The organism is Nonomuraea gerenzanensis, from assembly GCF_020215645.1.
GTDB lineage: Bacteria > Actinomycetota > Actinomycetes > Streptosporangiales > Streptosporangiaceae > Nonomuraea > Nonomuraea gerenzanensis.
Genome location: NZ_CP084058.1, coordinates 7,860,983 through 7,886,823, shown reverse-complemented (window position 1 = coordinate 7,886,823; position 25,841 = coordinate 7,860,983). Strand labels below are relative to the sequence as shown.

Sequence of the window (25,841 nt, the reverse complement as noted above, 5' to 3'; positions counted from 1 at the left end):
TGTCATCCCTCCGATCCGGTTCGGTGGCCGGATCGGAGGCCGCTGCTCCATTGACAGCGAGCACCAGGAATCATAGTTTCCTGCACGGAGGATTAAAACGTTTTTGAAAGGAGTGTCAGTGCAACGCGTCTGCTTCCTGCTGAAAGTCCGCCCAGAGCGGCTGGCGGAGTACCGCGAACGCCACCGCGACGTCTGGCCGGAGATGCGAGAGGCGCTGTCGCGCACCGGCTGGCACAACTACTCGCTCTTCCTCAGGGACGACGGCCTGCTCGTGGGCTACCTGGAGACCGAGGACTTCGAGGCCGCGCAGCAGGCGATGGCCGAGACCGAGGTCAACGCCCGCTGGCAGGCCGAGATGGCGCCGTTCTTCGAGGGCCTCGACGGCCGCCCCGACGAGGGCATGGTCCCGCTGACCGAAGTGTTCCACCTGGATTGATCGGGGAGTAATGACTGACATCAAGGCCGCGCTGCGCTCGCAGCGCATCGAGACGCCGTCCTGGGCCTACGGCAACAGCGGCACCCGGTTCAAGGTGTTCGCGCAGCAGGGCGTGCCGCGCGACCCGTACGAGAAGCTGAGCGACGCCGCCCAGGTGCACGCCTACACCGGGATCGCGCCCACGGTCGCCCTGCACATCCCGTGGGACAAGGTGGACGACTACGCCGACCTGGCCCGCCACGCCCGCGACCTCGGGGTGGCGATCGGCGCGATCAACTCCAACGTCTTCCAGGACGACGACTACAAGCTGGGCAGCGTCACCCACCCCGACGCGCGGGTCCGCCGCAAGGCCACCGACCACCTGCTCGAGTGCGTGGACATCATGGACGCCACCGGCTCCGACACCCTGAAGCTGTGGTTCTCCGACGGCATCAACTACCCGGGCCAGGACGACATCAGGTCCCGCCAGGACCGGCTGGCCGAGTCGCTGGCCGAGGTCTACGACCGCCTGGGCGAGGGCCAGCGTTTCCTGCTGGAGTACAAGCTGTTCGAGCCCGCCTTCTACGCCACCGACGTGCCCGACTGGGGCACCGCCTACGCCCACTGCGTGAAGCTGGGCCCCAAGGCGCAGGTCGTGGTGGACACCGGGCACCACGCGCCGGGCACCAACATCGAGTTCATCGTGGCGTTCCTGCTGCGCGAGGGCAAGCTGGGCGGCTTCGACTTCAACTCCCGCTTCTACGCCGACGACGACCTGATGGTGGGCGCCGCGGACCCGTTCCAGCTCTTCCGGATCATGTACGAGGTGATCAGGGGCGGCGGGTTCACCGACGAGGTGGCGTTCATGCTCGACCAGTGCCACAACATCGAGCCCAAGATCCCGGGCCAGATCCGCTCGGTCATGAACGTGCAGGAGGCCACCGCCAAGGCGCTGCTCGTGGACCGTGACGCGCTGGCCGCCGCGCAGCGCGAGGGTGACGTGCTGGGCGCCAACGCGGTGCTCATGGACGCCTACAACACCGACGTGCGGCCGCTGCTCGCCGAGCTGCGCGAGGAGCAGGGCCTGGCGCCCGACCCGATGGCCGCCTACGCCAAGTCCGGATACTTCGAGAAGATCGCCGCCGAGCGTGTCGGCGGCCGGCAGGCCGGCTGGGGGGCCTGAACCACCATGTCCAACGTCATCAACGAACTCCTCGAACGCTCCCACCGCCTGGGCGCCGACCCGCGCAACACCAACTTCGCGGGCGGCAACACCTCGGCCAAGGGCACCGAGCCCGACCCCGTGACGGGGCAGGACGTCGAGCTGCTGTGGGTCAAGGGCTCCGGCGGCGACCTCGGCACCCTCAAGCAGGCCGGCCTCGCCGTGCTCCGCCTCGACCGGCTGCGCGCGCTCAAGGGCGTCTACCCGGGCGTCGAGCGCGAGGACGAGATGGTCGCGGCCTTCGACTACTGCCTGCACGGCAAGGGCGGCGCCGCGCCGTCCATCGACACCGCCATGCACGGCCTGGTCGAGGCCGGCCACGTGGACCACCTGCACCCCGACGCGGGCATCGCGATCGCCACCGCCGCCGACGGCGAGGAGCTGACCGGGCGCGTGTTCGGCGACCGGGTCGTGTGGGTGCCGTGGCGCCGTCCCGGCTTCCAGCTCGGCCTGGACATCGCCGCCATCAAGGAGGCCAACCCGCAGGCCATCGGCTGCGTCCTGGGCGGCCACGGCATCACGGCCTGGGGCGAGACGTCCGAGGAGTGCGAGGCCCGCTCGCTGGAGATCATCCGCACCGCGGAGGCGTACCTGGCCGAGCACGGCCGCCCCGACCCGTTCGGCGCCGTCGTGTACGACACGCTGCCCGAGGCGGAGCGGCACGAGCGGGCCGCCGCGCTGTTCCCGCTGATCCGCGGCCTGGCCTCGACCGACGTGCGGGTGGTCGGCCACTACACCGACACCCCCGAGGTGCTCGACTTCGTCTCCCGCGCCGAGCACCCCAGGCTCGCCGCGCTGGGCACGTCCTGCCCCGACCACTTCCTGCGCACCAAGGTCGCCCCGCTGGTGCTGGACCTGCCGCCGGACGCCCCGCTGGAGCAGGCCGCCGAGCGGCTGCGCGAGCTGCACGCCGCCTACCGCGCCGACTACACCGCCTACTACGAGCGGCACGCCACCCCCGACTCCCCGGCCATCCGCGGCGCGGACCCGGCGATCGTGCTGGTGCCGGGCGTCGGCATGTTCTCCTTCGGCAAGGACAAGCAGACCGCGCGCGTGGCCGGCGAGTTCTACGTCAACGCCATCAACGTCATGCGCGGCGCCGAGTCCGTCTCCACCTACGCCCCCATCCCCGAGTCGGAGAAGTTCCGCATCGAGTACTGGGAGCTGGAGGAGGCCAAGCTGCGCCGCATGCCCAAGCCCAAGGCCCTGGCCACCAGGGTCGCGCTGGTCACCGGCGGCGGCTCGGGCATCGGCGCGGCCACCGCCCGCCGGCTGGCCGCCGAGGGCGCGTGCGTGATCGTGGCCGACCGCGACCTGGGTGCGGCGGAGAAGGTGGCCGCCGAGCTCGGCGCGAACGCCTACCGCGTCTCGGACGTCGCCGTGGCGGTCGCGGTGGACGTCACGTCGGAGGAGCAGATCGTCGCCGCGGTACGCGCGGGCGTGCTCGCGTTCGGCGGCGTGGACCTCGTCGTCAACAACGCCGGCCTGTCGCTGTCGCGCGCGCTGCTGGAGACCACGCTGGCCGACTGGGACCTGCAGCACGACGTGATGGCGCGCGGCTCGTTCCTGGTCTCCCGCGAGACGGCCAAGGTCATGATCGACCAGGCCATGGGCGGCGACATCGTCTACATCTCCTCCAAGAACTCCGTCTTCGCCGGCCCGAACAACGTCGCCTACGGCGCCGCCAAGGCCGACCAGGCCCACCAGGTGCGCCTGCTGGCGGCCGAGCTGGGCGCCCACGGCATCCGGGTGAACGGCGTCAACCCCGACGGCGTCGTGCGCGGCTCCGGCATCTTCGCCTCAGGCTGGGGCGCCAACCGCGCGGCCGTGTACGGGGTCGAGGAGGAGAAACTCGGCGAGTTCTACGCCCAGCGGACCCTGCTCAAGCGGGAGGTGCTGCCCGAGCACGTGGCCAACGCGGTCTTCGCCCTCACCGGCAGCGACCTGACCCACACCACGGGCCTGCACGTCCCGGTGGACGCCGGCGTGGCCGCCGCCTTCCTGCGTTAGTCAGGAGTAGGCGGCCACCAGCCCGGCGACCATCAGCACCGTCCCGGCCGCCGTGACCAGGACCCCTCCGGTCACGGCGGCCCGGCGTCCCCTGCGCGCTTCGAGCCAGTACATGACCACGTACGGCAGGAACCCCAGCCCGGCCAGCCCCATCCCCGGCAGCGACAGCGCCGCCAGCACCCCCTTCGGCCCGGCCTGCACGGCCCGGTCGCCCTCCGGCGTGAGCTGCGCCCGCCGCACGTCCCCTGGCTCGGAGTCGGGCGAGGCCGCCACCTCCACGGCCGGGCCGCCCCTGTCCGGCGTGAACCAGCCACGGCAGTCGTATCGTCCCTCGCCCAGCGCCTCGCACCAGACCACGCGCAGCGTGCCCGGCGTGCCCACCTGCCCGGTGGCCAGCTCCAGGCTCCGCACGGCGAGCGGCACCGGCATCAGGCAGACCGCGAGCCAGAGCAGGACGAGGATCACCCGTCCCCAGGGGCCGGGTCCCCTTCCACGTGTGGCAGGCCGGATTTCGGACAAGAACTCCGTCATGGCCGCCATCCTGATGTGCCGATCTTGGAGCTCACCTGCAGGTGACAAGTCTCACGATGCGGGCATCGCAGCCGCTCTGGCTTGCATGTTCATCCTCTAGAGTGCATCATCTTCACAAGCAAGGTCATGAGTGTTGATGCATAACTATGCAGGGGGTCGCATTGAGGGCAGCGGTCGCGGGAGCCAGCGGCTACGCGGGAGGGGAGCTGCTCCGCCTCCTGCTCGCGCACCCCGAGTTCGAGATCGGCGCGCTCACCGCCGCCTCCAGCGCCGGCAGCCGCCTCGGCGCCCACCAGCCCCACCTGCCGCAGCTCGCCGGCCGGGTGATCGAGGACACCACGGCAGCGGCTCTCGCCGGCCACGACGTGGTCTTCCTGGCGCTGCCGCACGGCCACTCCGGCGCCGTCGCCGCCCAGCTCGGTGAGGACACGGTGGTGGTCGACTGCGGCGCCGACCACCGGCTCAGCGACCCGGCCGCCTGGCAGGAGTTCTACGGCGGCGAGCACGCCGGCACCTGGCCCTACGGCCTGCCCGAGCTGCCCGGCCAGCGCGAGGTGCTCAAGGGCGCCAAGCGCATCGCCGTGCCCGGCTGCTACCCGACCTCCGTGCTGCTCGCCCTGACGCCCGCGTTCGCCGCCGGCCTGGCCGGGCCCGACGTGGTCGTGGTGGCCGCCAGCGGCACGAGCGGCGCCGGCAAGTCGCTCAAGCCCAACCTGCTGGGCAGCGAGGTCATGGGCTCGGTCAGCGCGTACGGCGTCGGCGGCGTGCACCGGCACACCCCCGAGATGGAGCAGGGCCTGTCGGCCGTCGCCGGCACGCCCGTCCGGGTGTCGTTCACCCCGACCCTGGCGCCCATGAGCCGCGGCATCCTGGCCACCTGCTCCGCCCCCGCCGCTCCCGGCCTCACCCGGGAGTCGCTGCGGTCGGCGTACGAGGTCGCGCTGAAGGACGAGCCGTTCGTCCGGCTCCTGCCCGAGGGCCTGTGGCCCGCCACCTCCATGACCTACGGCGCCAACACCGCGGCGCTGCAGGTGACGCTCGACCCGCGCGCGAACCGCGTGGTCGCCGTCATCGCCATCGACAACCTCACCAAGGGCACCGCCGGGGGCGCCCTGCAGAGCGTGAACCTCGCCCTCGGCCTGCCGGAAGAGCTCGGCCTCCCCACGACAGGAGTTGCTCCATGAGTGTTACCGCCCCCCTGGGCTTCCGGGCCGCGGGTGTCGCCGCCGGGATCAAATCCGGCGGCGCCCGCGACCTGGCCCTCGTCGTCAACGACGGGCCCAGCCGCGCCGCCGCGGGCGTCTTCACCGCCAACCGCGTGAAGGCCGCCCCCGTGTTGTGGTCGCAGCAGGTTCTCGCGGGCGGGCGGCTGCGAGCCGTGGTGCTCAACTCCGGCGGAGCCAACGCCTGCACCGGGCCCGAGGGCTTCCAGGACACCCACGCCACCGCGGAGAAGGTCGCCGCGGCGCTGGAGGACTCCGCGGGCGAGATCGCGGTCTGCTCCACCGGCCTGATCGGTGAGCGGCTGCCGATGGACGAGCTGCTGTCCGGCGTCGAGACCGCGGCGGGCCAGCTCTCCCGCGACGGCGGCCTGGCCGCCGCCGACGCCATCCGCACCACCGACACCGTCTCCAAGATCTCCTTCAAGCGCGGCACCGGCTACATGGTCGGCGGCATGGCCAAGGGCGCGGGCATGCTCGCCCCCGCGCTGGCCACCATGCTGTGCGTGATCACCACCGACGCCGACCTGACCGGCGAGCAGCTCGACGCGGTGCTGCGCCGGGCCACCTCGGTGACCTTCGACCGGCTCGACACCGACGGCTGCATGTCCACCAACGACACCGTGCTGCTGCTGGCCAGCGGCGCCGCCGGCGTCCAGCCCGACCTGGCCGAGTTCGAGCAGCGGGTGACCGAGGTCTGCGCCGACCTGGCCAGGCAGCTCCTGGTGGACGCCGAGGGCGCCTCCAAGGCCATCGCCATCGAGGTGGTCGGCGCCGCCTCCGAGGCCGACGCGGTCAAGGTCGGCCGCTCCGTGGCCCGCTCCAACCTGCTCAAGTGCGCCATCCACGGCGAGGACCCCAACTGGGGCCGCGTCCTGGCCGCCGTCGGCACCACCGACGCGGTGTTCGAGCCCGACCGGCTCAACGTCGCCATCAACGGCATCTGGATCTGCCGCGGCGGCGCCGTCGGCGACGACCGCGCCAAGGTGGACATGCGCCCCCGCGACGTGACGATCACCATCGACCTGTCGGCCGGCCCGCACACCGCGACCGTGCACACCACCGACCTCACCGCCGACTACGTGCACGAGAACTCGGCGTACTCCTCATGAGGCTGACCACCGCGCAGACCAAGGCCGAGGCGCTGATTGAAGCGCTGCCCTGGCTGACGCGCTTCCACGGCGCGACCGTCGTCATCAAGTACGGTGGCAACGCCATGACCGAGGAGAACCTCAAGGCTGGCTTCGCCGAGGACGTCGTCTTCCTGCACCAGGCCGGGCTGCGCCCCGTCGTCGTGCACGGCGGCGGCCCGCAGATCAGCGACGCCCTCGACAAGGCCGGCATCGAGTCCACCTTCACCGCCGGCCTGCGGGTCACCACGCCCGAGGCCATGCAGATCGTCCGGATGGTGCTCACCGGCCAGGTCAACCGCGACATCGTGGGCCTGGTCAACCGGCACGGCCCGTTCGCCGTCGGCATGTCAGGCGAGGACGCCCACCTGTTCACGGCCGTGCGCAAGCACGCCGTCGTGGACGGCGAGCCGGTCGACATCGGCCAGGTCGGCGAGATCATCAAGGTCGACCCCGGCGCCGTGCACGCCCTGCTCGACAACGGCCGCATCCCGGTCATCTCCAGCGTCGCCAGGAGCGACGACGGAGAGATCTACAACGTCAACGCCGACACCGCCGCCGCCGCGCTGGCCGTGGCGCTCCAGGCGCAGAAGCTGATCGTGCTGACCGACGTCGAGGGCCTGTACGCCGGCTGGCCCGACGACACCGACGTGATCGACCTGCTCACCGCCGACGAGCTCGAAGCGATGATGCCCACCCTGTCCAGCGGCATGGTGCCGAAGATGGAGGCGTGCCTCACGGCCGTGCAGGGCGGGGTGCCGCAGGCCCACGTCCTCGACGGCCGCGTGCCGCACTCCCTGCTGCTGGAGATCTTCACCAATGAAGGAATCGGAACGATGGTGATGCCCTCATGAGCCTGTTCGAAAGGTTCGAAGACGTCTTCATGCCCAACTACGGCGTCCCCCCGGTCGCCCTGGCACGAGGCGAGGGCTCCCGCGTGTGGGACGTGGACGGCAAGGAGTACCTCGACTTCATCGCCGGCATCGCGACCAGCTCGCTCGGCCACGCCCACCCGGCCCTGGTCGAGGCCGTCTCCAAGCAGGTCGCCACCATCGCGCACACCAGCAACCTGTTCCTGCACGAGCCCGAGGTGCTGCTGGCCGAGCGGCTGCGCACCCTGCTCGACGCCCCCGCCAGGGTGTTCCTCGCCAACTCCGGCACCGAGGCCAACGAGGCCGCCTACAAGCTCGCCCTCAAGTACGGCAGGCGCGAGGGCCGCTCCTACTTCGTGGCCGCCGAGAACGGCTTCCACGGCCGCACGATCGGCGCCCTGTCCCTGACGGGCAAGAAGTCCATCCGCGACCAGTTCGGCCCGTTCCCGGTGCCTGTCCGGTTCGTCCCTTACGGCGACGCCGACGCGCTCAAGGAGGCCGTGACCGGCGACTGCATCGCGCTCTTCCTGGAGCCCACCCAGGGCGAGGCCGGCGTGGTGCCGCCGCCCGACGGCTACTTCGAGGCCGCCCGCGAGATCTGCGACTCCACCGGCGCGCTGCTGGTCGCCGACGAGATCCAGTCGGCCATCGGCCGCTCGGGGCACTGGTTCGCGCACCAGGCCGACGGCGTCACCCCCGACATCCTCACGCTGGCCAAGGGCTTGGGCGGCGGCCTGCCGATCGGCGCCTGCGTCGGCTTCGGCGACGTGGGCAGGCTGTTCGAGAAGGGCGACCACGGCTCGACCTTCGGCGGCAACCCGGTCTCCTGCGCCGCGGCGCTGGCCGTGCTCGACAACCTCGACCTCGACCACGTCAGGACGGTCGCCGCGCGGCTGCGCGGCGGGCTGGAGGCGGTCTCGCACCCGCTGCTGAAGGGCGTGCGCGGGCGCGGCCTGTGGCTGGCCGCGGTGCTGGCCGAGCCCCGCTCCGCCGAGGTTCAGCAGGCCGCAGCGAACGCCGGCTTCCTGGTCAACGCCCTGCAACCGGACGCCGTGCGCATCGCCCCCCCGCTCGTCGTGACGGCCGAAGAAGTGGACGCGTTCGTGTCCGCCTTCCCCGCGATCCTGTCGGAGGCAGCCAAATGACCGTCAGACACTTCCTGAGGGACGACGACCTCACGCCCGCCGAGCAGGGGGAGGTGCTCGACCTCGCCGCCGCCATGAAGAAGGACCGGTTCGGCTACCGGCCCTTCGAGGGCCCGCAGAGCGTCGCCGTCCTGTTCGACAAGCCGTCGGCCAGGACCCGCGTCTCCTTCCACACCGGCATCGGCGAGCTCGGCGGCCTGCCGCTGATCGTGGACAACGTCTCGGTCCTCATGGGCCGCGGCGAGCCCACCGCCGACCTCGCCCGGGTGCTCGACCGGCAGGTGGCCGCCATCGTCTGGCGCACCACCGGCCAGGAGCTGATCGACGAGATGGCCGCCCACTCCCGGGTGCCGGTCGTCAACGCGCTCACCGACGAGTTCCACCCCTGCCAGATCCTGGCCGACCTGCAGACCGTCCAGGAGCGGCTGGGCCGCACCGCCGGGCTGACGCTCACCTACGTCGGCGACGGCGCCAACAACATGGCCCACTCCTACCTGCTCGGCGGCGCCACGGCCGGCATGCACGTACGCATCGCCGCCCCGGCCGGCTACCAGCCCGACGCGGTCATCCTCGACCAGGCCGCCGCCATCGCCGCCAGGACGGGCGGCTCGGTGGTGGCGCTGTCCGACCCGGCCGCCGCCGCCGAGGGCGCGCACGTGATCGCCACCGACACCTGGGTTTCGATGGGCCAGGACGGCAAGGAGGAGAGGGTGGCCGCGCTCATGCCGTACCAGGTGAACTCCGAGTTGCTCGGGCACGCCGCGCCCGAGGCGATCGTGCTGCACTGCCTGCCCGCCTACCGCGGCTACGAGATCACCCCCGAGGTGCTCGACGGGCCCCGGAGCGTGGTGTGGGACCAGGCGGAGAACCGGTTGCACGCTCAGAAGGCCCTGCTGCACTGGCTAGTCTCACGGCCATGATGATCCCGATGACCAAGGCCGCGCGGCAGGCGAAGATCACCGACCTGCTGCAGCGGAAGGCCGTGCGCTCCCAGCCCGAGCTGGCCAAGCTGCTCGCCGAGAGCGGGGTGGAGGTCACCCAGGCCACGCTCTCGCGTGACCTCGACGAGCTCGGCGCGCTCAAGCTGCGCGCCGACGACGGCTCCCTGGTGTACGCGCTGCCCGGCGAGGGCGGCGGCCGCATCCCGCTGACCCGCCTGGGCAGCGGCGAGAGCCCGGCCGCCCGCCTGCACCGCATCGCGGAGGAGCTGCTCGTCGGCGCGGAGGCCTCGGCCAACCTGGTCATCGTACGGACACCGCCGGGCGCGGCGCAGTTCCTCGCCTCGGCCATCGACCACGCCGACTGGGAGTCGATCCTCGGCACGGTCGCGGGCGACGACACCATCCTGGTGATCAGCCGCGACCCGACGGGTGGTCAGGCGCTGGCCGAGGCGCTGCTGAAGATCGCCGACCGGCGAAGCTAGAAGACTTTGGAGATGGGAAAATGCCCGAAAGAGTGGTGCTCGCCTACTCAGGCGGCCTCGACACCTCGGTAGCCATCCCGTACCTCGCCGAGAAGATGAACGCCGAGGTCGTGGCCGTCGCCGTGGACCTCGGCCAGGGCGGCGAGGAGATGGACGTCATCCAGAAGCGTGCACTCGACTGCGGCGCCGTCGAGTCCGTCGTGGTGGACGCCAAGGACGAGTTCGCCGCCGACTTCTGCGTGCCCGCCCTGCAGGCCAACGCCCTCTACATGGACCGCTACCCGCTGGTCTCCTCGCTGTCGCGCCCGCTGATCGTCAAGCACCTGGTCTCGGCGGCCAAGCGGTTCGGCGGCACGATCGTCTCCCACGGCTGCACCGGCAAGGGCAACGACCAGGTGCGCTTCGAGGCCGGCCTGGCCGCCCTCGCCCCCGACCTGCGGGTCATCGCCCCCGCCAGGGACTTCGCCTGGACGCGTGACAAGGCCATCGAGTACGCCGAGGCCAAGGGCCTGCCCATCGAGACCTCGAAGCGGAACCCGTTCTCCATCGACCAGAACCTCTGGGGCCGCGCCGTCGAGACCGGCTTCCTGGAGGACATCTGGAACGGCCCCACCGAAGAGGTCTACTCCTACACCGCCGACCCGGCGCAGCCGCGCGAGCCCGACGAAGTGGTGATCACCTTCGAGCGGGGCGTGCCCGTACAGCTCGACGGGCGGACGCTCACGCCGTACCAGGTCGTCGAGGAGCTCAACCGGCGCGCCGGCGCGCAGGGCGTCGGCCGCATCGACATGGTCGAGGATCGCCTGGTGGGCATCAAGTCGCGCGAGGTGTACGAGGCGCCGGGCGCCATCGCTCTCATCGCCGCGCACATGGAGCTGGAGAACGTCACCGTCGAGCGCGACCTGGCCCGCTTCAAGCGCGGCGTGGACCAGCGCTGGAGCGAGCTCGTCTACGACGGCCTGTGGTTCTCCCCGCTCAAGAGCGCGCTCGACGCGCTCATCGCCGACGCGCAGCAGCACGTCAACGGCGACATCAGGATGACGCTCCACGGCGGCAGGGCGACCGTGACCGGCCGCCGCTCCGTGGACTCCCTGTACGACTTCTCGCTCGCCACGTACGACACGGGCGACACCTTCGACCAATCCCTGGCGAAGGGCTTCGTCCAGCTGTTCTCCCTCCCCGCTAAGATCGCGGCGGCCCGGGACACGAGGAAGGGCTGAGTTGCACTATGGTCTCGGGGGACGCGAAGGAGATGACGGTGAGTGATGGCAAGCCGATGCGGCTGTGGGGCGGGCGCTTCGAGAGCGGCCCGTCCGACGCGCTGGCCCGGCTGTCGGTGAGTGTGCACTTCGACTGGCGGCTGGTGCCGTACGACCTGGCGGCGTCCAGGGCGCACGCCCGCGTGCTGCACAGAGCGGGGCTGCTCACCGCCGACGAGCTCGAGCGCATGATCGGCGCGCTCGACGACCTGGAGCAGGCCTGCAAGGCGGGCGAGTTCCGGCCGACGGTCGCCGACGAGGACGTGCACACCGCGCTGGAGCGCGGCCTGCTGGAGCGGCTCGGCTCGCTCGGCGGCAAGCTGCGCGCCGGCCGCTCGCGCAACGACCAGATCGCCACCGACCTGCGCCTGTACCTGCGTGACCACGCGCGCAGCGTCGTCTCCCGGCTGGTCGAGCTGGAGACCGCGCTGATGACGCAGGCCGAGCAGCACGCCGAGACGGCCGCGCCCGGCATGACCCACCTGCAGCACGCGCAGCCGGTCTCGTTCGGTCATCAGTTGCTGGCCCACGTGCACGCCTTCGCCCGCGACATCGACCGGATCACCGACTGGGACAAGCGCGCCGCGATCTCCCCGCTCGGCTCCGGCGCCCTGGCGGGCTCCTCGCTGCCGCTCGACCCGCAGGCCGTCGCGCAGGAGCTGGGCTTCTCCGCCGCCGCGCCCAACTCGATGGACGCCGTCGCCGACCGCGACTTCGCCGCCGAGTTCCTGTTCGACGCGGCCATGATCGGCGTGCACCTGTCGCGGCTGGGCGAGGAGATCGTCCTGTGGGCCTCGCAGGAGTTCCGCTGGATCGAGATGGACGACGCCTACTCCACCGGCTCCTCGATCATGCCGCAGAAGAAGAACCCCGACGTGGCCGAGCTGGCCCGCGGCAAGTCCGGGCGGCTCATCGGCAACCTGATGGCGCTGCTGACCACGCTCAAGGGCCTGCCGCTGACCTACAACCGCGACCTCCAGGAGGACAAGGAGCCGGTGTTCGACGCGGTCGACACGCTGCTGCTCGTCCTGCCCGCGATGGCCGGGCTGGTCGCCACCATGCGGGTCAACACCGCGCGCATGGAGGCCTCGGCCCCCGACGGCTACGCCCTGGCCACCGACCTGGCCGAGCTGCTCGTCCGGCGCGGGGTGCCGTTCCGCGACGCGCACGAGGCCGTCGGCCACCTCGTCGTGTGGTGCCAGGTCAACGACAAGGACCTCGGCGAGCTCACCGACGACGAGCTGGCCAAGGTCTCGCCGCACCTGACGCCCGACGTGCGCGACGTCCTCAGCGTGCCCGGCGCCCTGGCCGCCCGCAAGGCCCACGGCGGCACCGCGCCCGACCGCGTCCGCGACCAGCTCATCGCGCTGCGCGAGGCGGTCGACGCGCAGGCGGCATGGGCCGCGGGGAGCTGAGCTTCGAGCGCGGCGGGTCGCTCAGCCCGGCGCCGCTGCCGCGGAGCTTCTTCGACCGGCCGTCCCACGAGGTGGCACCCGACCTGCTCGGGCGGGTGCTCGTGCACGGGCCCGTCGCCGTACGCCTGACCGAGGTCGAGGCGTACGGCGGGCCGGGCGAGGATCCGGCGGCGCATACGTACCGGGGCAAGACGCCTCGCAACGCGGTCATGTTCGGGGCGCCGGGGCATCTGTACGTGTACTTCACCTACGGGATGCACTTCTGCGCGAACCTCGTCTGCCTGCCGGAGGGCTCGGGCTCCGCGGTGTTGCTGCGGGCGGGGGAGGTGGTCGCGGGTGTGTCGGAGGCTCGGGCGCGCCGCTCGGGCAAGCCCACCTCGTCCGGGACGGGTGACGCCCGGCCACCCGCCTCGTCCGGGACCGGTGACGCCCGGTTGGCCGGCGAGGCCGCCCTGGCCGGTGACGCTCGGCCGGTCGGCAAGCACATCGCCGACCGTGACCTGGCGCGCGGCCCCGCACGGCTGGCGGTCGCCCTCGGCCTGCTCCGCGAGCACAACGGCCTCGACGCCGTCATCGAGGGCTCACCCGCCGGCAGACCTCACCAGTCGGCCGCCATCCTCGAAGGCCGGCCCGCCGACCCGGACCTGATCAGGTCAGGCCCGCGCACCGGCGTCTCGACGGCCAAGGACACGCCCTGGCGGTTCTGGATCGACGGCGACGGCACCGTCTCGCCCTACCGTGCTCACACCCCGCGCCGCCGCAGCGCCGCAGCCACCTCCGTGGGGGAGGTGCCCAGGTCGTGAGGGCTGAAGATGTGCAGGTTGTCGCCGGTGTCGATCTCCAGCATCTCGCTGCGCAGCCCCCAGCGCCTGCGCACGTCCACCTTGATGTCCCAGATCGACTCCCACGGCACGTGCAGCTTGCCCGCGTACCCGTGCACCACGGTGATGCCGCTCGGGTCGGCCGCCAGCCGTACGGGGACGAGCACGTCACGCAGCCCCATCGCGCCCACCAGCACGGCCGCGGGGACGGCCAGGACCACACCCCGGAAATCGCCCTCGAACCACCAGTAAACGGCGAGCCCGGCACATACCAGAGCCCCTAAGATCTTGAAAACAGCCAGCTCGCGACGGACCCTCCACATGGACACCCAGCGTATCCAAGTGGCGCGCATGCGCACCGATCGGGCAGGCTAAAGGCATCCGCATCCGAACAGGAAAGCCAGATCACCGTGACCGACATCCTTGACGACCTCGCGTGGCGAGGCCTGATCGCCCAGTCCACCGACCTCGACGCGCTGCGCGCGTCCATGGCGAAGGCACCGATCACGGTCTATTCCGGCTTCGACCCCACCGCGCCGTCCCTGCACATCGGCCACTTCGTGCCGCTGCTGACGCTGCGCCGCCTCCAGCTCGCCGGGCACAACCCGATCGGCCTGGTCGGCGGCGCCACCGGACTGATCGGCGACCCGAGCGGCCGTAACACCGAGCGCTCGCTGAACTCCACCGAGATCGTCGCCGAGTGGGTGGAGCGCCTGCGCGGCCAGGTCGGCAGGTTCCTCGACTTCGACGAGTCCCGGCCGAACGCGGCCCGCCTGGTCAGCAACCTCGACTGGACCGGCGAGCTGAGCGCCATCGCCTTCCTGCGCGACATCGGCAAGCACTTCCCGGTCAACCGCATGCTGGCCAGGGAGTCGGTCTCCGCGCGGCTGGCGGGAGAGGGGCTGAGCTACACCGAGTTCAGCTACCAGATCCTGCAGTCCAACGACTACCTGGAGCTCTACCGGCGGCACAACTGCACGCTGCAGATCGGCGGCAGCGACCAGTGGGGCAACATCACCGCCGGGGCCGACCTGATCCGCCGCGTCGAGGGCGCGCACGTCCACGCGATGACGCTGCCGCTGATCACCAAGGCCGACGGCACCAAGTTCGGCAAGACGGCGGGCGGCGCGCTCTGGCTCGACCCGGCCATGACCTCGCCGTACGCGTTCTACCAGTACTTCCTCAACTCCGACGACCGTGACGTGATCCACTACCTCAAGGTGTTCACGTTCCGCTCGCGCGAGGAGATCGAGGTCCTGGAGAAGGCCGTGGCCGAGCGGCCCTTCGCCCGCGAGGCCCAGCGCACGCTGGCCGAGGAGCTCACCGAGCTGCTGCACGGCCGGGAGGAGCTGGACGCGGTCATCGCCGCCTCCAAGGCCCTGTTCGGCCAGGGCGCCCTGGAGGAGCTGCCCGCCTCGACCCTCGAAGCGGCGCTGGCCGAGGTGCCCAAGGCCACCGTGCCCGCGCTCGGCGCCTCGTTCGTCGACCTGCTCGCCGACAGCGGGCTGGTCGAGTCGAAGTCGGCGGCCCGGCGCGCGGTCAAGGAGGGCGGCGCCTACCTGAACAACCAGAAGATCACCGACGAGGCGTACGTGCCGGGGGCCGATGACCTGCTGCACGGGCGGTTCATGGTGCTGCGGCGCGGTAAGAAGTCGATCGGCGGCGTCACGGTCGGCTGACGTCCCTCACCTCATACAACGGGCCCTTCGCGCTACGAAGGGCCCGTTTCCATGTGGACGTCCCGCACGGCTCACCGGCGGGTGAACAACGCCACCGTCAGCCCCGGCAGATCGCCCGAGTGCTTGGCCACGCTCAGCTCGAACCCGGCCTGCTCCACCTGCCCGACCCTGGCGATGGAGTCATTGTTCAGCCCCGCCTGCTTCGTCCCCCGCCACACGACCCAAACCCGCTCGCGCCCTTCCAGCGCGCCCGAGACATCCGACCCCTCCGGATACCCGAACCCATCGGGGTCCGGCGCGCTGCCCGCCAGCAACACGTCCACCGGCATGAGCGAGTCGGCGTAGTACTCGAACCCGGCACGCAACTGACTCTGCCCGTAGACGATCGCGTCCTCCGGCTCGGCCTTGATCACCCGGAGCGCCCACGGGATGTTCTCGAACCGCCCGTTCTCCTCACGTACCTCCGCGTGCTCGGAGAACGCCAACCCGAAACCGACGGCCACCACCAGGACCGCCGCCACCCCCTGGAACCGGGGCAGTCCGGCCACCGCCAGCCCGGCCAGCAGCGCCAGTGCGGGAGCGGTCACGAACAGGTAGCGGTCCACGTAGGCCGGGGTCACGAGCAACGACACCGCGAGCAGCAGCACCGGAGGCAGCACCAGCCACCCGGCCAGCACCGGCGCCCACACCTTGTCGGCCCCGCCCGCCTTTTCGGTTCCACTAGCCTTGTCGACTCCGCTCGCTCTGCCGACTCCGCTCGCTTGGTCGGCCGCGCTCGCCTTCTCGGCCGCGCTCGCCTTCTCGGCCGCGCTCGCCTTCTCGGCCGCGCTCGCCTTCTCGGTCGCGCTCGCCTTCTCGGCCGCGCTCGCCTTCTCGGTCGCGCTCGCTTGGTCGGTCGCGCTCGCTTGGTCGGCCCTGCGCGCCGTCCGCCACAGCACCACCGCCCCGGCCAGCGCCATCGCGAACAACACGACCCCCAGCGCGGTGGCACCCGAGGCCATCTTCGGGAACTTCAGCCACACCTCCGGCCCCCGCTCCGGAATCCAGCTGATCGCATGCCGCTCCCCGTACCCGATCAACCCCAGCACAGCGGCGGGCACACACCCCACGGCCAGCGCCGCCAGCATCCGCACCGCCACCGCCCGCCGCAGGAGCAGCAGTTGAGCAGGCAGCACGAGCACCGCGAACAGATGCGTGGAGCAGACGAGCGCCACCGCCACCCCGTACAGCACCCACCGCCGGACCACTCCCGGCCGCTCCACAGCGCGGTGCAGCGCCCAGAACGAGAACACGACCGCGGCCGCCGCGAAAGCGTACGACCTGGCGAACGCCCCGTAATAGGACACGGACGGCAGGATCGCGAAGATCCCGGCGGCGATCACCCCGGCCCGCGTGCTGTGCAACCGCCGTCCCAGATCGACCAGGAACCAGGCCGCCACCCCGATCGCCACCGCCGACGGCAGCCGCAGCCACAGCTCCGACGTGCCGGCCTTCGCCCAGAAGTGCATGAACAGGTAGTAGGGCAGGAAGTGCCCGTCGATGTGGCGGGCCAGCTCAAACATCCCGGACAACGAACGCGAAGCGGCACTGATCGTCGCGAGTTCGTCGCCGTTGAGCGTGGCGGAACCCGTCCCGGAGAACCCGGCCACCGCGCCCACCAGCGCCATCCACCAGGGAGGCGAGGTGTGCGGCCGTTCGGCAGGGCGGCGGGCTGGAGGAGCGAGTGTGGCGGCAGTGGTCACCGGGGCAGGATACGCGCGATGTGCCGGATAGATGGCTAATGTGATCATTCGGCCGCCCATGAAGTTACTGCGCGAAAGGCCTCCTGACCTCGCAAGAGGGGCATCAGCGACATCCGGCTGATCAGACCTCCGACCTCCGACCGGGGCATTGCGGATGTCACTTGTCGGCGTCGAGCACCAGCAGGGGAGGCCACTTGCATGCGTCGAGCACCAGTAGGGGCGTCACTCGCGGGCGTGGAGCACCAACAGGGGCATCACTCGCGGGCGTGGAGCACCAGCAGAGCGCCCAGCGCGGCATCCTTGTGATCACGGGTCCACGGCGTGCCGACCCGCGCACGTAGAGCGTCCACCCGTGCCGGCACCTCGGGGCCGAGAACCTGGGCGGCGGTCTCGCGCAGCCGTTTGAAGTCGTACCGGCTCACCGCCAGCCCCACGCCGCCCGCCGCCTCCACCAGCGCCTCGTGGTAAAGCTCACCCTCGGCTCCGTGCAGGTAGTGATGCTTGGCGAGCACCTCGGCCAGCTCGCCGGGCAACACCATCCGCCCCGCCCCGACCGCACCCAGGTCGAGCGCCACGCCACGCACGTGGTGCCCGGCCTCGGCCAAGGCCCTGGCCGCCGTGCCGAGGGCCCGGCCGGCGGCCGTACGGGCGGATCGTTCGACCAGCGCGATCAGCTCACCGGCCGCGCCGGCGCCGAGCCCAGCGGCGGCGCCGAGCCCGACGGCGGCGTGATAGGGCTGGTCGGGCAGGGCGGGATCGTCGAGCAGCGTGACCCGCTCACGCATCAGCACCTCGGGCCGCTCGTGCCCGCCGGTCACGGCCACCAGCACCGCCCACCCGCAGTGGTCCCGCACCCCGATCGCCGCCGAACCCATCCGGCTCACCTCCGCGTCACTGCTGAGTGGTGCGTGTCGGCTTCATAACGATCACCACCCGCCGCTCGGCGTCGCCGACGGGCCGGTCGTACGTCAATCCGTAGCGGTCGGCCAGCACGTCGAAGAAGTCACCCGACGGGTCAGGCTCCACTCGCTCGACGACACCGCGGATCTCCACATAACGGTACGGCTGCTCGGGGTCGTTGATGGAGACCGAGACGTTCGGGTTCTGCCGCACGTTGCGGCACTTGCGGCGATCCGTCGTGGTGGTGAACCGCAGGTGCTCGCCGTCCCAGATCGTCCAGACCGGGTTCACGTGGGGGGTGCCGTCGGGGGCGATCGTCGCCAGGTGCGCGAACAGCGGACGGGTCAGCAGGTCAAGGTGGCTTTCCGGGATCACGTACGACCTTCTCTCAGCCCTCGCGGGGCCTTGGGACAGCTTGGATTCCGGGACAATATCAAAGCTTTGATAACTATCAAGACTGGAATGCTTATCTGAGGTTGTACGCTCCGTCGCATGGGCATGCCTGCTGACGAACGGCTCGGTCTCGACATCAAGCGCGCCGAGCAGGCTCTGATCACCGCCAAACAGGCCGCCGTCCGCCCGGCCGGCCTGACCGTCCCGCAGTACGCTGCCCTGCTCGCCCTCGCCGCCAGCCCCGGCATCTCGGGCGCGGCGCTCGCCCGGACGTGCCTGGTCACACCGCAGGCCATGACCGTCGTGCTCAAGAACCTGGAGGAGCGCGGCCTGATCGAGCGCTCGCCACATCCGTGGCACCGCAACGTCCTGGAGACCCGGCTGACGGAGGCGGGGCAGGCGGCGCTGGAGGTGGCGGACGAGCGGGCCGTGGTGATCGAGCAGGCCATCGCGGACGAGTTCAGCGCCGAGGAACAGCAGACGCTGAGGGAACTGCTGGGCCGTTGCCACGACGCCATCGCCAGGGCAACGTCCGAGCTGTGAGGCTGGCACCGGGACCACGGCCCAGCTGTGAGGCGGCCGCAGGGACCACGGCCCAGCTGTGAGGCCGCGGTCGGGTCGGAGCGGTGAGGCCGTCACCAGGGCCGTGCCGCCGTCGACGGGCCGGGCCGGAGCGATGGGGCCAAAGCCGGAGCCCGCGTCGGCGCTGTGATGACGCGCTGCACCCGCACACCGCCCATGACCTCGGTCCGGAGGCCAAGTCAGCGGAGCCACGCGGGGCGATTTGACGTCGCGCGAATCGCGACCTAATCTTTCACTTCGCCCCGGGAGTGAGCCGGACGCCGGTCAGGCGGACGGGCCCCAGGGCAAGCCCCTTGAAACAAACGAGCCAACCCGGCAGAGCCGCTTCGGCGTGCTCCCGCATGGGCGGCTTCTGGGCGTGCTCGGGTCACCGGAAAATCGGTTGATTCGACACGAGCCGGATGCCACGGTAAGTTACGAGGGTTGCCTCGGAAACGGGGCGCACAACTTTGGAAGATCGAACCACTTCCAGTCAAGTCCCTGGATTTGACACGAAGCACGACGATCTGATAAAGTTGAGAAGAGCGAGATAGCGCCTCCGCGCTGAGGTCCAGGATTCTGGATCTGAGCGGGAAGTACGCGTCCGTTTCTTGAGAACTCAACAGTGTGTTAAAAGCCAGTGCATGATTTTCATGCAACACCTCGTCAAGACATGATTCTTGATGGATTTTGCTCGGATGAATAATCCAGACATTGTTTGGAGAGTTTGATCCTGGCTCAGGACGAACGCTGGCGGCGTGCTTAACACATGCAAGTCGAGCGGAAAGGCCCTTCGGGGTACTCGAGCGGCGAACGGGTGAGTAACACGTGAGCAACCTGCCCCTGACTCTGGGATAAGCCCGGGAAACTGGGTCTAATACCGGATACGACCGCCTCCGGCATCGGGTGGTGGTGGAAAGTTTTTCGGTCGGGGATGGGCTCGCGGCCTATCAGCTTGTTGGTGGGGTAGTGGCCTACCAAGGCGACGACGGGTAGCCGGCCTGAGAGGGCGACCGGCCACACTGGGACTGAGACACGGCCCAGACTCCTACGGGAGGCAGCAGTGGGGAATATTGCGCAATGGGCGGAAGCCTGACGCAGCGACGCCGCGTGGGGGATGACGGCCTTCGGGTTGTAAACCTCTTTCAGCAGGGACGAAGTTGACGTGTACCTGCAGAAGAAGCGCCGGCTAACTACGTGCCAGCAGCCGCGGTAATACGTAGGGCGCAAGCGTTGTCCGGAATTATTGGGCGTAAAGAGCTCGTAGGTGGCTGGTCGCGTCTGCCGTGAAAGCCCGCAGCTTAACTGCGGGTCTGCGGTGGATACGGGCCGGCTAGAGGTAGGTAGGGGCAAGTGGAATTCCTGGTGTAGCGGTGAAATGCGCAGATATCAGGAGGAACACCGGTGGCGAAGGCGGCTTGCTGGGCCTTACCTGACGCTGAGGAGCGAAAGCGTGGGGAGCGAACAGGATTAGATACCCTGGTAGTCCACGCTGTAAACGTTGGGCGCTAGGTGTGGGGATCTTCCACGATCTCCGTGCCGGAGCTAACGCATTAAGCGCCCCGCCTGGGGAGTACGGCCGCAAGGCTAAAACTCAAAGGAATTGACGGGGGCCCGCACAAGCGGCGGAGCATGTTGCTTAATTCGACGCAACGCGAAGAACCTTACCAAGGTTTGACATCACCCGGAAAGCTCTGGAGACAGAGCCCTCTTCGGACTGGGTGACAGGTGGTGCATGGCTGTCGTCAGCTCGTGTCGTGAGATGTTGGGTTAAGTCCCGCAACGAGCGCAACCCTTGCTCCATGTTGCCAGCAGGCGCTTCGGCGTGCTGGGGACTCATGGGGGACTGCCGGGGTCAACTCGGAGGAAGGTGGGGATGACGTCAAGTCATCATGCCCCTTATGTCTTGGGCTGCAAACATGCTACAATGGCCGGTACAGAGGGTTGCGATACCGTGAGGTGGAGCGAATCCCTAAAAGCCGGTCTCAGTTCGGATTGGGGTCTGCAACTCGACCCCATGAAGTCGGAGTCGCTAGTAATCGCAGATCAGCAATGCTGCGGTGAATACGTTCCCGGGCCTTGTACACACCGCCCGTCACGTCACGAAAGTCGGCAACACCCGAAGCCCGTGGCCCAACCCGTAAGGGGGGGAGCGGTCGAAGGTGGGGCTGGCGATTGGGACGAAGTCGTAACAAGGTAGCCGTACCGGAAGGTGCGGCTGGATCACCTCCTTTCTAAGGAGCACTCTCACCTATCACCGCCGAATGTGTGGTGGGGTGACAGCTCACTAGTGGAGCACTGGCTACTCAACCGGCAGGCATCGCCGGGCCGCTAGTACCGCCTCGTAAGGGGAGTGGGAACGGGGTCGTCTGGGGGTGCCGGCTGGTTGGACACACTGTTGGGTCCTGAGGAAACGGGCGACCGGTTCTTCTGGGACAGGACCACTCAAGCAGGCACGCAGGTGTTTGTGGCGGTGGTTTGCTGTTTGTTGTTTGAGATTTGCATAGTGGACGCGAGCATCTTTGTGGCCAAGTTTTTTAGGGCACACGGTGGATGCCTTGGCATCAGGAGCCGATGAAGGACGTGGGAGGCTGCGTTAAGCCTCGGGGAGTCGCCAACCAGACGTTGATCCGGGGATGTCCGAATGGGGAAACCTAGCACCAGTCATGTGGTGTTGCCTCCGCCTGAATGTATAGGGCGGTTGGTGGTAACGCGGGGAAGTGAAACATCTCAGTACCCGTAGGAAGAGAAAACAACAGTGATTCCGTGAGTAGTGGTGAGCGAAAGCGGATGAGGCTAAACCGGGCGTGTGTGATAGCCGGCAGGCGTTGCATGTCCGGGGTCGTGGGACCTTCTTGAAGTGGCTGCCGCTGCTTCGAGCAGTGATAAATCGATGGGGTAGTTGAAAGCTCTGGGAAGGGCTGCCGTAGACCGTGAGAGCCGGGTAGGCGAAACCTTGTCGACTGCTGGAGGGGATCCCAAGTAGCACGGGGCTCGAGGAATCCTGTGTGAATCTGCCAGGACCACCTGGTAAGCCTAAATACTCCCTGATGACCGATAGTGCACGAGTACCGTGAGGGAAAGGTGAAAAGTGCCCCGGTGAGGGGTCGTGAAATAGTACCTGAAACCGTGTGCCTACAAGCCGTAGGAGCTTAGCTGATTTTCGGATCGGCTGTGATGTGACTGCGTGCCTTTTGAAGAATGAGCCTGCGAGTTATGGTGTGTGGCGAGGTTAACCCGTGTGGGGGAGCCGTAGCGAAAGCGAGTCTGAAGAGGGCGTTTGAGTCGCATGCTGTAGACCCGAAGCGGAGTGATCTACGCATGGGCAGGTTGAAGCTCAGGTAAGACTGGGTGGAGGACCGAACCCACCAGGGTTGAAAACCTGGGGGATGATCTGTGTGTAGGGGTGAAAGGCCAATCAAACTCCGTGATAGCTGGTTCTCCCCGAAATGCATTTAGGTGCAGCGTCGCGTGTTTCTTGCCGGAGGTAGAGCACTGGATGGCCGATGGGCCCGACAAGGTTACTGACGTCAGCCAAACTCCGAATGCCGGTAAGTGAGAGCGTGGCAGTGAGACTGCGGGCGATAAGGTTCGTAGTCGAGAGGGAAACAGCCCAGATCACCGACTAAGGCCCCTAAGCGTGTGCTAAGTGGGAAAGGATGTGGAGTCGCAGAGACAACCAGGAGGTTGGCTTAGAAGCAGCCACCCTTGAAAGAGTGCGTAATAGCTCACTGGTCAAGTGATTCTGCGCCGACAATGTAGCGGGGCTCAAGTACACCGCCGAAGTCGTGGCATTGACTCCCATGTGGAGTTGATGGGTAGGGGAGCGTCGTGCAGCCGGTGAAGCAGCAGAGTGATCTAGTTGTGGAGGCTGTGCGAGTGAGAATGCAGGCATGAGTAGCGAATCGAGGGTGAGAAACCCTCGCGCCGGATGACCAAGGGTTCCTGGGCCAGGCTAATCCGCCCAGGGTAAGTCGGGACCTAAGGCGAGGCCGACAGGCGTAGTCGATGGACAACGGGTTGATATTCCCGTACCCGCTTCAATGCGCCCATACTGAACCCCTTGATACTAAGAGTCCTTAAGTCAGTCGGTCCTTCGGGACTGATGTTAGGCCGAACGCTCGACCTGATTGGGTAGTAGGTAAGCGATGGGGTGACGCAGGAAGGTAGTCCAGCCCAGGCGATGGTTGTCCTGGGGTAAGCATGTAGGGAGTGCGGTAGGCAAATCCGCCGCGCGTTAATCCTGAGATGTGATGCCGAGCCGATTGTGGTGAAGTGGATGATCCTATGCTGCCGAGAAAAGCCTCTAGTGAGTGTTGTGGCGGCCCGTACCCTAAACCGACTCAGGTGGTCAGGTAGAGAATACTAAGGCGATCGGGTGAACTGTGGTTAAGGAACTCGGCAAATTGCCCCCGTAACTTCGGGAGAAGGGGGACCTCTGCTGGTGATGAGTCTTGCACTCGGAGCTGGTGGGGGTCGCAGTGGCCAGGGGGAAGCGACTGTTTACTAAAAACACAGGTCCGTGCGAAGTCGTAAGACGATGTATACGGACTGACGCCTGCCCGGTGCCGGAACGTTAAGGGGACCGCTTAGCTCAGCTTGCTGGGCGAAGGTGAGAACTTAAGCGCCGGTAAACGGCGGTGGTAACTATAACCATCCTAAGGTAGCGAAATTCCTTGTCGGGTAAGTTCCGACCTGCACGAATGGCGTAACGACTTCCCCGCTGTCTCAACCGCAGACCCGGCGAAATTGCACTACGAGTAAAGATGCTCGTTACGCGCAGCAGGACGGAAAGACCCCGGGACCTTCACTACAGCTTGACATTGGCGTTTGGAGCGTCTTGTGTAGGATAGGTGGGAGACTGGGAAGCTCGGACGCTAGTTCGGGTGGAGTCATTGGTGAAATACCACTCTGGTCGTTTTGAACGTCTAACTCTGGTCCGTGATCCGGATCGGGGACAGTGTCTGGTGGGTAGTTTAACTGGGGCGGTTGCCTCCTAAAGGGTAACGGAGGCGCCCAAAGGTTCCCTCAGCCTGGTTGGCAATCAGGTGTCGAGTGTAAGTGCACAAGGGAGCTTGACTGTGAGACTGACGGGTCGAGCAGGAGCGAAAGCTGGGACTAGTGATCCGGCATCGGCGTGTGGAAGCGGTGTCGCTCAACGGCTAAAAGGTACCCCGGGGATAACAGGCTGATCTTCCCCAAGAGTCCATATCGACGGGATGGTTTGGCACCTCGATGTCGGCTCGTCGCATCCTGGGGCTGGAGTAGGTCCCAAGGGTTGGGCTGTTCGCCCATTAAAGCGGTACGCGAGCTGGGTTTAGAACGTCGCGAGACAGTTCGGTCCCTATCCGCTGCGCGCGCAGGAGACTTGAAAAGGGGCTGTCCCTAGTACGAGAGGACCGGGACGGACGAACCTCTGGTGTGCCAGTTGTACCGCCAGGTGCACGGCTGGTTGGCTACGTTCGGAAGGGATAACCGCTGAAAGCATCTAAGCGGGAAGCTCGCCTTGAGATGAGGTCTCCCACCACGAGAGTGGGTAAGGCTCCCGGTAGACGACCGGGTTGATAGGCCGGAGGTGGAAGCACGGTAACGTGTGGAGCTGACCGGTACTAATAGGCCGAGGACTTGACCACAAAGCATCTTGCTCGCGTCCACTAGGCAATTCTGAGACAGCAACCAGTGCTGTTTCGCAGGGTTACGGCGGTTATGGCGGGAAGGAAACACCCGGTTACATTCCGAACCCGGAAGTTAAGCTTCCCTGCGCCGATGGTACTGCACTCGGGAGGGTGTGGGAGAGTAGGTCACCGCCGGACAATCGTTTGAAGAGGCCCCGATGCTGAGCGTCGGGGCCTCTTCGCTTTTCCAGGGGCCCTCGACATCGAGCGGGGGGTCGCTTCGCGTCCAGCGCCTCGGCCTTGGTGCGCCGAGCCGTTTTCGCTTCCAGGCTCTCCGTGTCGATGCGTCGCCAGGGCATCTTCGTTCGCAGGGGCTCGGCGTCGATGCGCCAGAGCTTCTTCCTGGCTCAGGGTCTCGGCGCCGACACATCGGGCCTCTCTGCGTGCCAGGTCCCTGACGACGAAAGGGCGTGGCGTTTCCAGAGCGGAGACGACCAGCGCCGTCTCCGGCGTGTTGTGCCGCCTGTTGTGCTGTCGCCGGGCGTGCGCTTGTGTCCAGGCCTGGCGTTCACGTCTGGGCTGGCGCGTGTCCCCGGGCGTGGCGCTTGTTCCGAGGAGTGGCGATTCGCTCGGGCGCGGCGCTTGCTCGCGGCAAGGCGCTTGCTCAGGCGTTGTGCCCGGGCACCTGGTCGGCAACCGGGCAGCACGACCGGTTACATCGCTCGCAGGACGAACACGCCCCAGCCCAAGTAGTCCCGGCCATACTCCAGATGAGACCGTCGTGCCTGCGCCAGGAAGTCACGCATCGCCGGCACGTCCGGATCATCGGGATTCTCACGCAGCCAGTCACTGATCGTCCACCATTGGCCGGCGACATACCTGTCCCAGCTGTCAGGGCTCGCCAGCACCATCTCCAGCAGTTCGAAGCCCGCGTGCTCGGCGCGGTCCGCCGTACCGATCAGCGAGGTGAACGCGTCCTTCTCAACCCCCAGCGAGGTGCACGCCTCGGCCGGGGGCGGTGACGTCCAATAACACTCGCCGACCAGCACGATGCCGTTCGGACGCAACCAGCGGCGCATGAGCGACAAGGTGCCTTCCAGGCCGCCGCCGATCCAGGTCGCGCCGATGCAGGACACGACGTCGTACGACTTAGCGGTGTCCTCGTAGGCGGCGGCATCGGCTTCCACGAACTTGACCTGGCCGGCCACGCCGAGCTCGTCGGCGCGGGTCCTGGCGGCGTCCAGAAAGACCTGGCTGATGTCGACGCCGACGCCCTGGACGCCATAGCTGGCCGCCCAGCGGGACAGGAGCTCGCCCTTGCCGCACGCGAGGTCCAGAATGCGGGTGCCGGGCGCGAAACGGCAGATTTCGCCGAGGAGGTCGAGCTTGTCGTCCGTTATCGGGTTCAAGATGCGGTGACGGGATTCGGCGATCTCGTGGAAGCGTAGTGACATGGCGAGCAGTCTCGCTGACCCGACGTTTTGCGGT

The 25,841-nt window shown here is 68.2% G+C and carries 20 protein-coding genes and 3 rRNA genes; 17 read left to right on the top strand and 6 right to left on the bottom strand.

Annotation, left to right across the window (positions count from 1 at the left end; translation table 11 throughout):
- The first annotated feature begins 118 nt into the window (after window positions 1-118).
- The 3 genes from LCN96_RS36510 to LCN96_RS36500 are packed head-to-tail and all read left to right on the top strand — an operon-like array spanning window position 119 to window position 3,647.
- Window positions 119-436 (top strand): L-rhamnose mutarotase, encoded by a 318-nt coding sequence (locus LCN96_RS36510; RefSeq protein WP_225266976.1) that lies wholly within the window; start codon window positions 119-121, stop codon window positions 434-436.
- Window positions 437-446: 10 nt separating this feature from the next.
- Window positions 447-1,598 carry an L-rhamnose isomerase gene (rhaI, locus tag LCN96_RS36505; protein ID WP_225266975.1) on the top strand — a complete coding sequence of 384 codons (1,152 nt, stop codon included), beginning with the start codon at window positions 447-449 and terminating at the stop codon, window positions 1,596-1,598.
- A gap of 6 nt (window positions 1,599-1,604) precedes the next feature.
- Entirely contained in the window at window positions 1,605-3,647 is a 2,043-nt protein-coding gene (locus LCN96_RS36500; protein WP_225266974.1) for a bifunctional aldolase/short-chain dehydrogenase, read from the top strand.
- On the opposite strand, the gene LCN96_RS36495 is transcribed toward LCN96_RS36500, so the two are convergent.
- Window positions 3,648-4,112 (bottom strand): hypothetical protein, encoded by a 465-nt coding sequence (locus LCN96_RS36495; RefSeq protein ID WP_225266973.1) that lies wholly within the window; start codon window positions 4,110-4,112, stop codon window positions 3,648-3,650. It abuts the gene before it with no gap.
- Between the two features lie 212 nt (window positions 4,113-4,324).
- On the opposite strand from LCN96_RS36495, the gene argC reads away from it, so the two are divergent.
- From argC to LCN96_RS36450, 9 genes are read left to right on the top strand one after another with little or no spacing between them, the layout of a single operon-like run.
- Window positions 4,325-5,362 carry an N-acetyl-gamma-glutamyl-phosphate reductase gene (gene argC, locus LCN96_RS36490; protein WP_225266972.1) on the top strand — a complete coding sequence of 346 codons (1,038 nt, stop codon included), beginning with the start codon at window positions 4,325-4,327 and terminating at the stop codon, window positions 5,360-5,362.
- Window positions 5,359-6,510: a bifunctional glutamate N-acetyltransferase/amino-acid acetyltransferase ArgJ gene (gene argJ / locus LCN96_RS36485; RefSeq protein ID WP_225266971.1), complete on the top strand. Its 1,152-nt coding sequence runs from the start codon at window positions 5,359-5,361 to the stop codon at window positions 6,508-6,510. Before argC ends, argJ begins: the two co-directional genes overlap by 4 nt.
- Window positions 6,507-7,382: an acetylglutamate kinase gene (gene argB, locus LCN96_RS36480; RefSeq protein WP_225266970.1), complete on the top strand. Its 876-nt coding sequence runs from the start codon at window positions 6,507-6,509 to the stop codon at window positions 7,380-7,382. The genes argJ and argB overlap by 4 nt, the downstream gene beginning before the upstream one ends.
- Entirely contained in the window at window positions 7,379-8,545 is a 1,167-nt protein-coding gene (locus tag LCN96_RS36475) for an acetylornithine transaminase (protein ID WP_225266969.1), read from the top strand. The genes argB and LCN96_RS36475 overlap by 4 nt, the downstream gene beginning before the upstream one ends.
- Window positions 8,542-9,465, top strand: a complete 924-nt coding sequence (argF, locus tag LCN96_RS36470) for an ornithine carbamoyltransferase (protein ID WP_225266968.1) — start codon at window positions 8,542-8,544, stop codon at window positions 9,463-9,465. Before LCN96_RS36475 ends, argF begins: the two co-directional genes overlap by 4 nt.
- A complete protein-coding gene (locus LCN96_RS36465) occupies window positions 9,462-9,968 on the top strand; it encodes an arginine repressor (protein WP_225266967.1) in 507 nt (168 codons plus the stop codon). Before argF ends, LCN96_RS36465 begins: the two co-directional genes overlap by 4 nt.
- Window positions 9,969-9,988: 20 nt before the next feature.
- Window positions 9,989-11,188 carry an argininosuccinate synthase gene (locus LCN96_RS36460; RefSeq protein WP_225266966.1) on the top strand — a complete coding sequence of 400 codons (1,200 nt, stop codon included), beginning with the start codon at window positions 9,989-9,991 and terminating at the stop codon, window positions 11,186-11,188.
- A 32-nt stretch (window positions 11,189-11,220) separates the two neighbouring features.
- The gene (argH, locus tag LCN96_RS36455) at window positions 11,221-12,642 is read left to right on the top strand and encodes an argininosuccinate lyase (protein ID WP_225266965.1); all 1,422 of its coding nucleotides are present in this window, start codon (window positions 11,221-11,223) and stop codon (window positions 12,640-12,642) included.
- A complete protein-coding gene (locus tag LCN96_RS36450) occupies window positions 12,624-13,445 on the top strand; it encodes a DNA-3-methyladenine glycosylase (RefSeq protein WP_225266964.1) in 822 nt (273 codons plus the stop codon). The genes argH and LCN96_RS36450 overlap by 19 nt, the downstream gene beginning before the upstream one ends.
- Here LCN96_RS36450 and LCN96_RS36445 read toward each other — a convergent pair.
- Window positions 13,385-13,786: a PH domain-containing protein gene (locus LCN96_RS36445; protein ID WP_225266963.1), complete on the bottom strand. Its 402-nt coding sequence runs from the start codon at window positions 13,784-13,786 to the stop codon at window positions 13,385-13,387. The genes LCN96_RS36450 and LCN96_RS36445 overlap by 61 nt on opposite strands.
- 87 nt (window positions 13,787-13,873) lie before the next feature.
- Here LCN96_RS36445 and tyrS point away from each other — a divergent pair, with 87 nt between their 5' ends.
- Window positions 13,874-15,142 (top strand): tyrosine--tRNA ligase, encoded by a 1,269-nt coding sequence (gene tyrS / locus LCN96_RS36440; protein WP_225266962.1) that lies wholly within the window; start codon window positions 13,874-13,876, stop codon window positions 15,140-15,142.
- A 71-nt stretch (window positions 15,143-15,213) separates the two neighbouring features.
- On the opposite strand, the gene LCN96_RS36435 is transcribed toward tyrS, so the two are convergent.
- From LCN96_RS36435 to LCN96_RS36425, 3 genes are all read right to left on the bottom strand, one after another.
- Window positions 15,214-16,884, bottom strand: a complete 1,671-nt coding sequence (locus tag LCN96_RS36435; RefSeq protein ID WP_225266961.1) for a glycosyltransferase family 39 protein — start codon at window positions 16,882-16,884, stop codon at window positions 15,214-15,216.
- A gap of 254 nt (window positions 16,885-17,138) precedes the next feature.
- Window positions 17,139-17,759 carry a hypothetical protein gene (locus LCN96_RS36430; RefSeq protein WP_225266960.1) on the bottom strand — a complete coding sequence of 207 codons (621 nt, stop codon included), beginning with the start codon at window positions 17,757-17,759 and terminating at the stop codon, window positions 17,139-17,141.
- A gap of 16 nt (window positions 17,760-17,775) precedes the next feature.
- The gene (locus LCN96_RS36425) at window positions 17,776-18,159 is read right to left on the bottom strand and encodes a PPOX class F420-dependent oxidoreductase (RefSeq protein WP_225266959.1); all 384 of its coding nucleotides are present in this window, start codon (window positions 18,157-18,159) and stop codon (window positions 17,776-17,778) included.
- A 117-nt stretch (window positions 18,160-18,276) separates the two neighbouring features.
- On the opposite strand from LCN96_RS36425, the gene LCN96_RS36420 reads away from it, so the two are divergent.
- The 4 genes from LCN96_RS36420 to rrf all read left to right on the top strand — a co-directional run bounded on the left by LCN96_RS36420 (window position 18,277) and on the right by rrf (window position 24,551).
- Complete coding sequence (locus LCN96_RS36420) at window positions 18,277-18,720, top strand: MarR family winged helix-turn-helix transcriptional regulator (protein ID WP_225266958.1); 444 nt, start codon at window positions 18,277-18,279, stop codon at window positions 18,718-18,720.
- Window positions 18,721-19,453: 733 nt separating this feature from the next.
- Window positions 19,454-20,972 (top strand): 16S ribosomal RNA (locus LCN96_RS36415).
- A gap of 292 nt (window positions 20,973-21,264) precedes the next feature.
- A 23S ribosomal RNA gene (locus LCN96_RS36410) occupies window positions 21,265-24,371 on the top strand.
- A 63-nt stretch (window positions 24,372-24,434) separates the two neighbouring features.
- A 5S ribosomal RNA gene (gene rrf / locus LCN96_RS36405) occupies window positions 24,435-24,551 on the top strand.
- Together the 16S, 23S and 5S rRNA genes form the textbook arrangement of a ribosomal RNA operon.
- A gap of 515 nt (window positions 24,552-25,066) precedes the next feature.
- On the opposite strand, the gene LCN96_RS36400 is transcribed toward rrf, so the two are convergent.
- Window positions 25,067-25,807: an SAM-dependent methyltransferase gene (locus tag LCN96_RS36400; RefSeq protein ID WP_225266957.1), complete on the bottom strand. Its 741-nt coding sequence runs from the start codon at window positions 25,805-25,807 to the stop codon at window positions 25,067-25,069.
- Window positions 25,808-25,841 lie beyond the last annotated feature (34 nt).

Bases quoted from the DNA above. Each gene is read 5' to 3' on its own strand.
- LCN96_RS36465 (WP_225266967.1), top strand. From the start codon at position 9,462: ATGATGATCCCGATGACCAAGGCCGCGCGGCAGGCGAAGATCACCGAC.
- argH (WP_225266965.1), top strand. From the start codon at position 11,221: ATGACGGTGAGTGATGGCAAGCCGATGCGGCTGTGGGGCGGGCGCTTC.
- argB (WP_225266970.1), top strand. From the start codon at position 6,507: ATGAGGCTGACCACCGCGCAGACCAAGGCCGAGGCGCTGATTGAAGCG.
- argJ (WP_225266971.1), top strand. From the start codon at position 5,359: ATGAGTGTTACCGCCCCCCTGGGCTTCCGGGCCGCGGGTGTCGCCGCC.
- LCN96_RS36460 (WP_225266966.1), top strand. From the start codon at position 9,989: ATGCCCGAAAGAGTGGTGCTCGCCTACTCAGGCGGCCTCGACACCTCG.
- LCN96_RS36445 (WP_225266963.1), bottom strand. From the start codon at position 13,786: ATGTGGAGGGTCCGTCGCGAGCTGGCTGTTTTCAAGATCTTAGGGGCT.
- LCN96_RS36450 (WP_225266964.1), top strand. From the start codon at position 12,624: ATGGGCCGCGGGGAGCTGAGCTTCGAGCGCGGCGGGTCGCTCAGCCCG.
- LCN96_RS36400 (WP_225266957.1), bottom strand. From the start codon at position 25,807: ATGTCACTACGCTTCCACGAGATCGCCGAATCCCGTCACCGCATCTTG.
- argF (WP_225266968.1), top strand. From the start codon at position 8,542: ATGACCGTCAGACACTTCCTGAGGGACGACGACCTCACGCCCGCCGAG.
- LCN96_RS36430 (WP_225266960.1), bottom strand. From the start codon at position 17,759: ATGGGTTCGGCGGCGATCGGGGTGCGGGACCACTGCGGGTGGGCGGTG.
- LCN96_RS36500 (WP_225266974.1), top strand. From the start codon at position 1,605: ATGTCCAACGTCATCAACGAACTCCTCGAACGCTCCCACCGCCTGGGC.
- LCN96_RS36475 (WP_225266969.1), top strand. From the start codon at position 7,379: ATGAGCCTGTTCGAAAGGTTCGAAGACGTCTTCATGCCCAACTACGGC.
- LCN96_RS36420 (WP_225266958.1), top strand. From the start codon at position 18,277: ATGGGCATGCCTGCTGACGAACGGCTCGGTCTCGACATCAAGCGCGCC.
- rhaI (WP_225266975.1), top strand. From the start codon at position 447: ATGACTGACATCAAGGCCGCGCTGCGCTCGCAGCGCATCGAGACGCCG.
- argC (WP_225266972.1), top strand. From the start codon at position 4,325: ATGCAGGGGGTCGCATTGAGGGCAGCGGTCGCGGGAGCCAGCGGCTAC.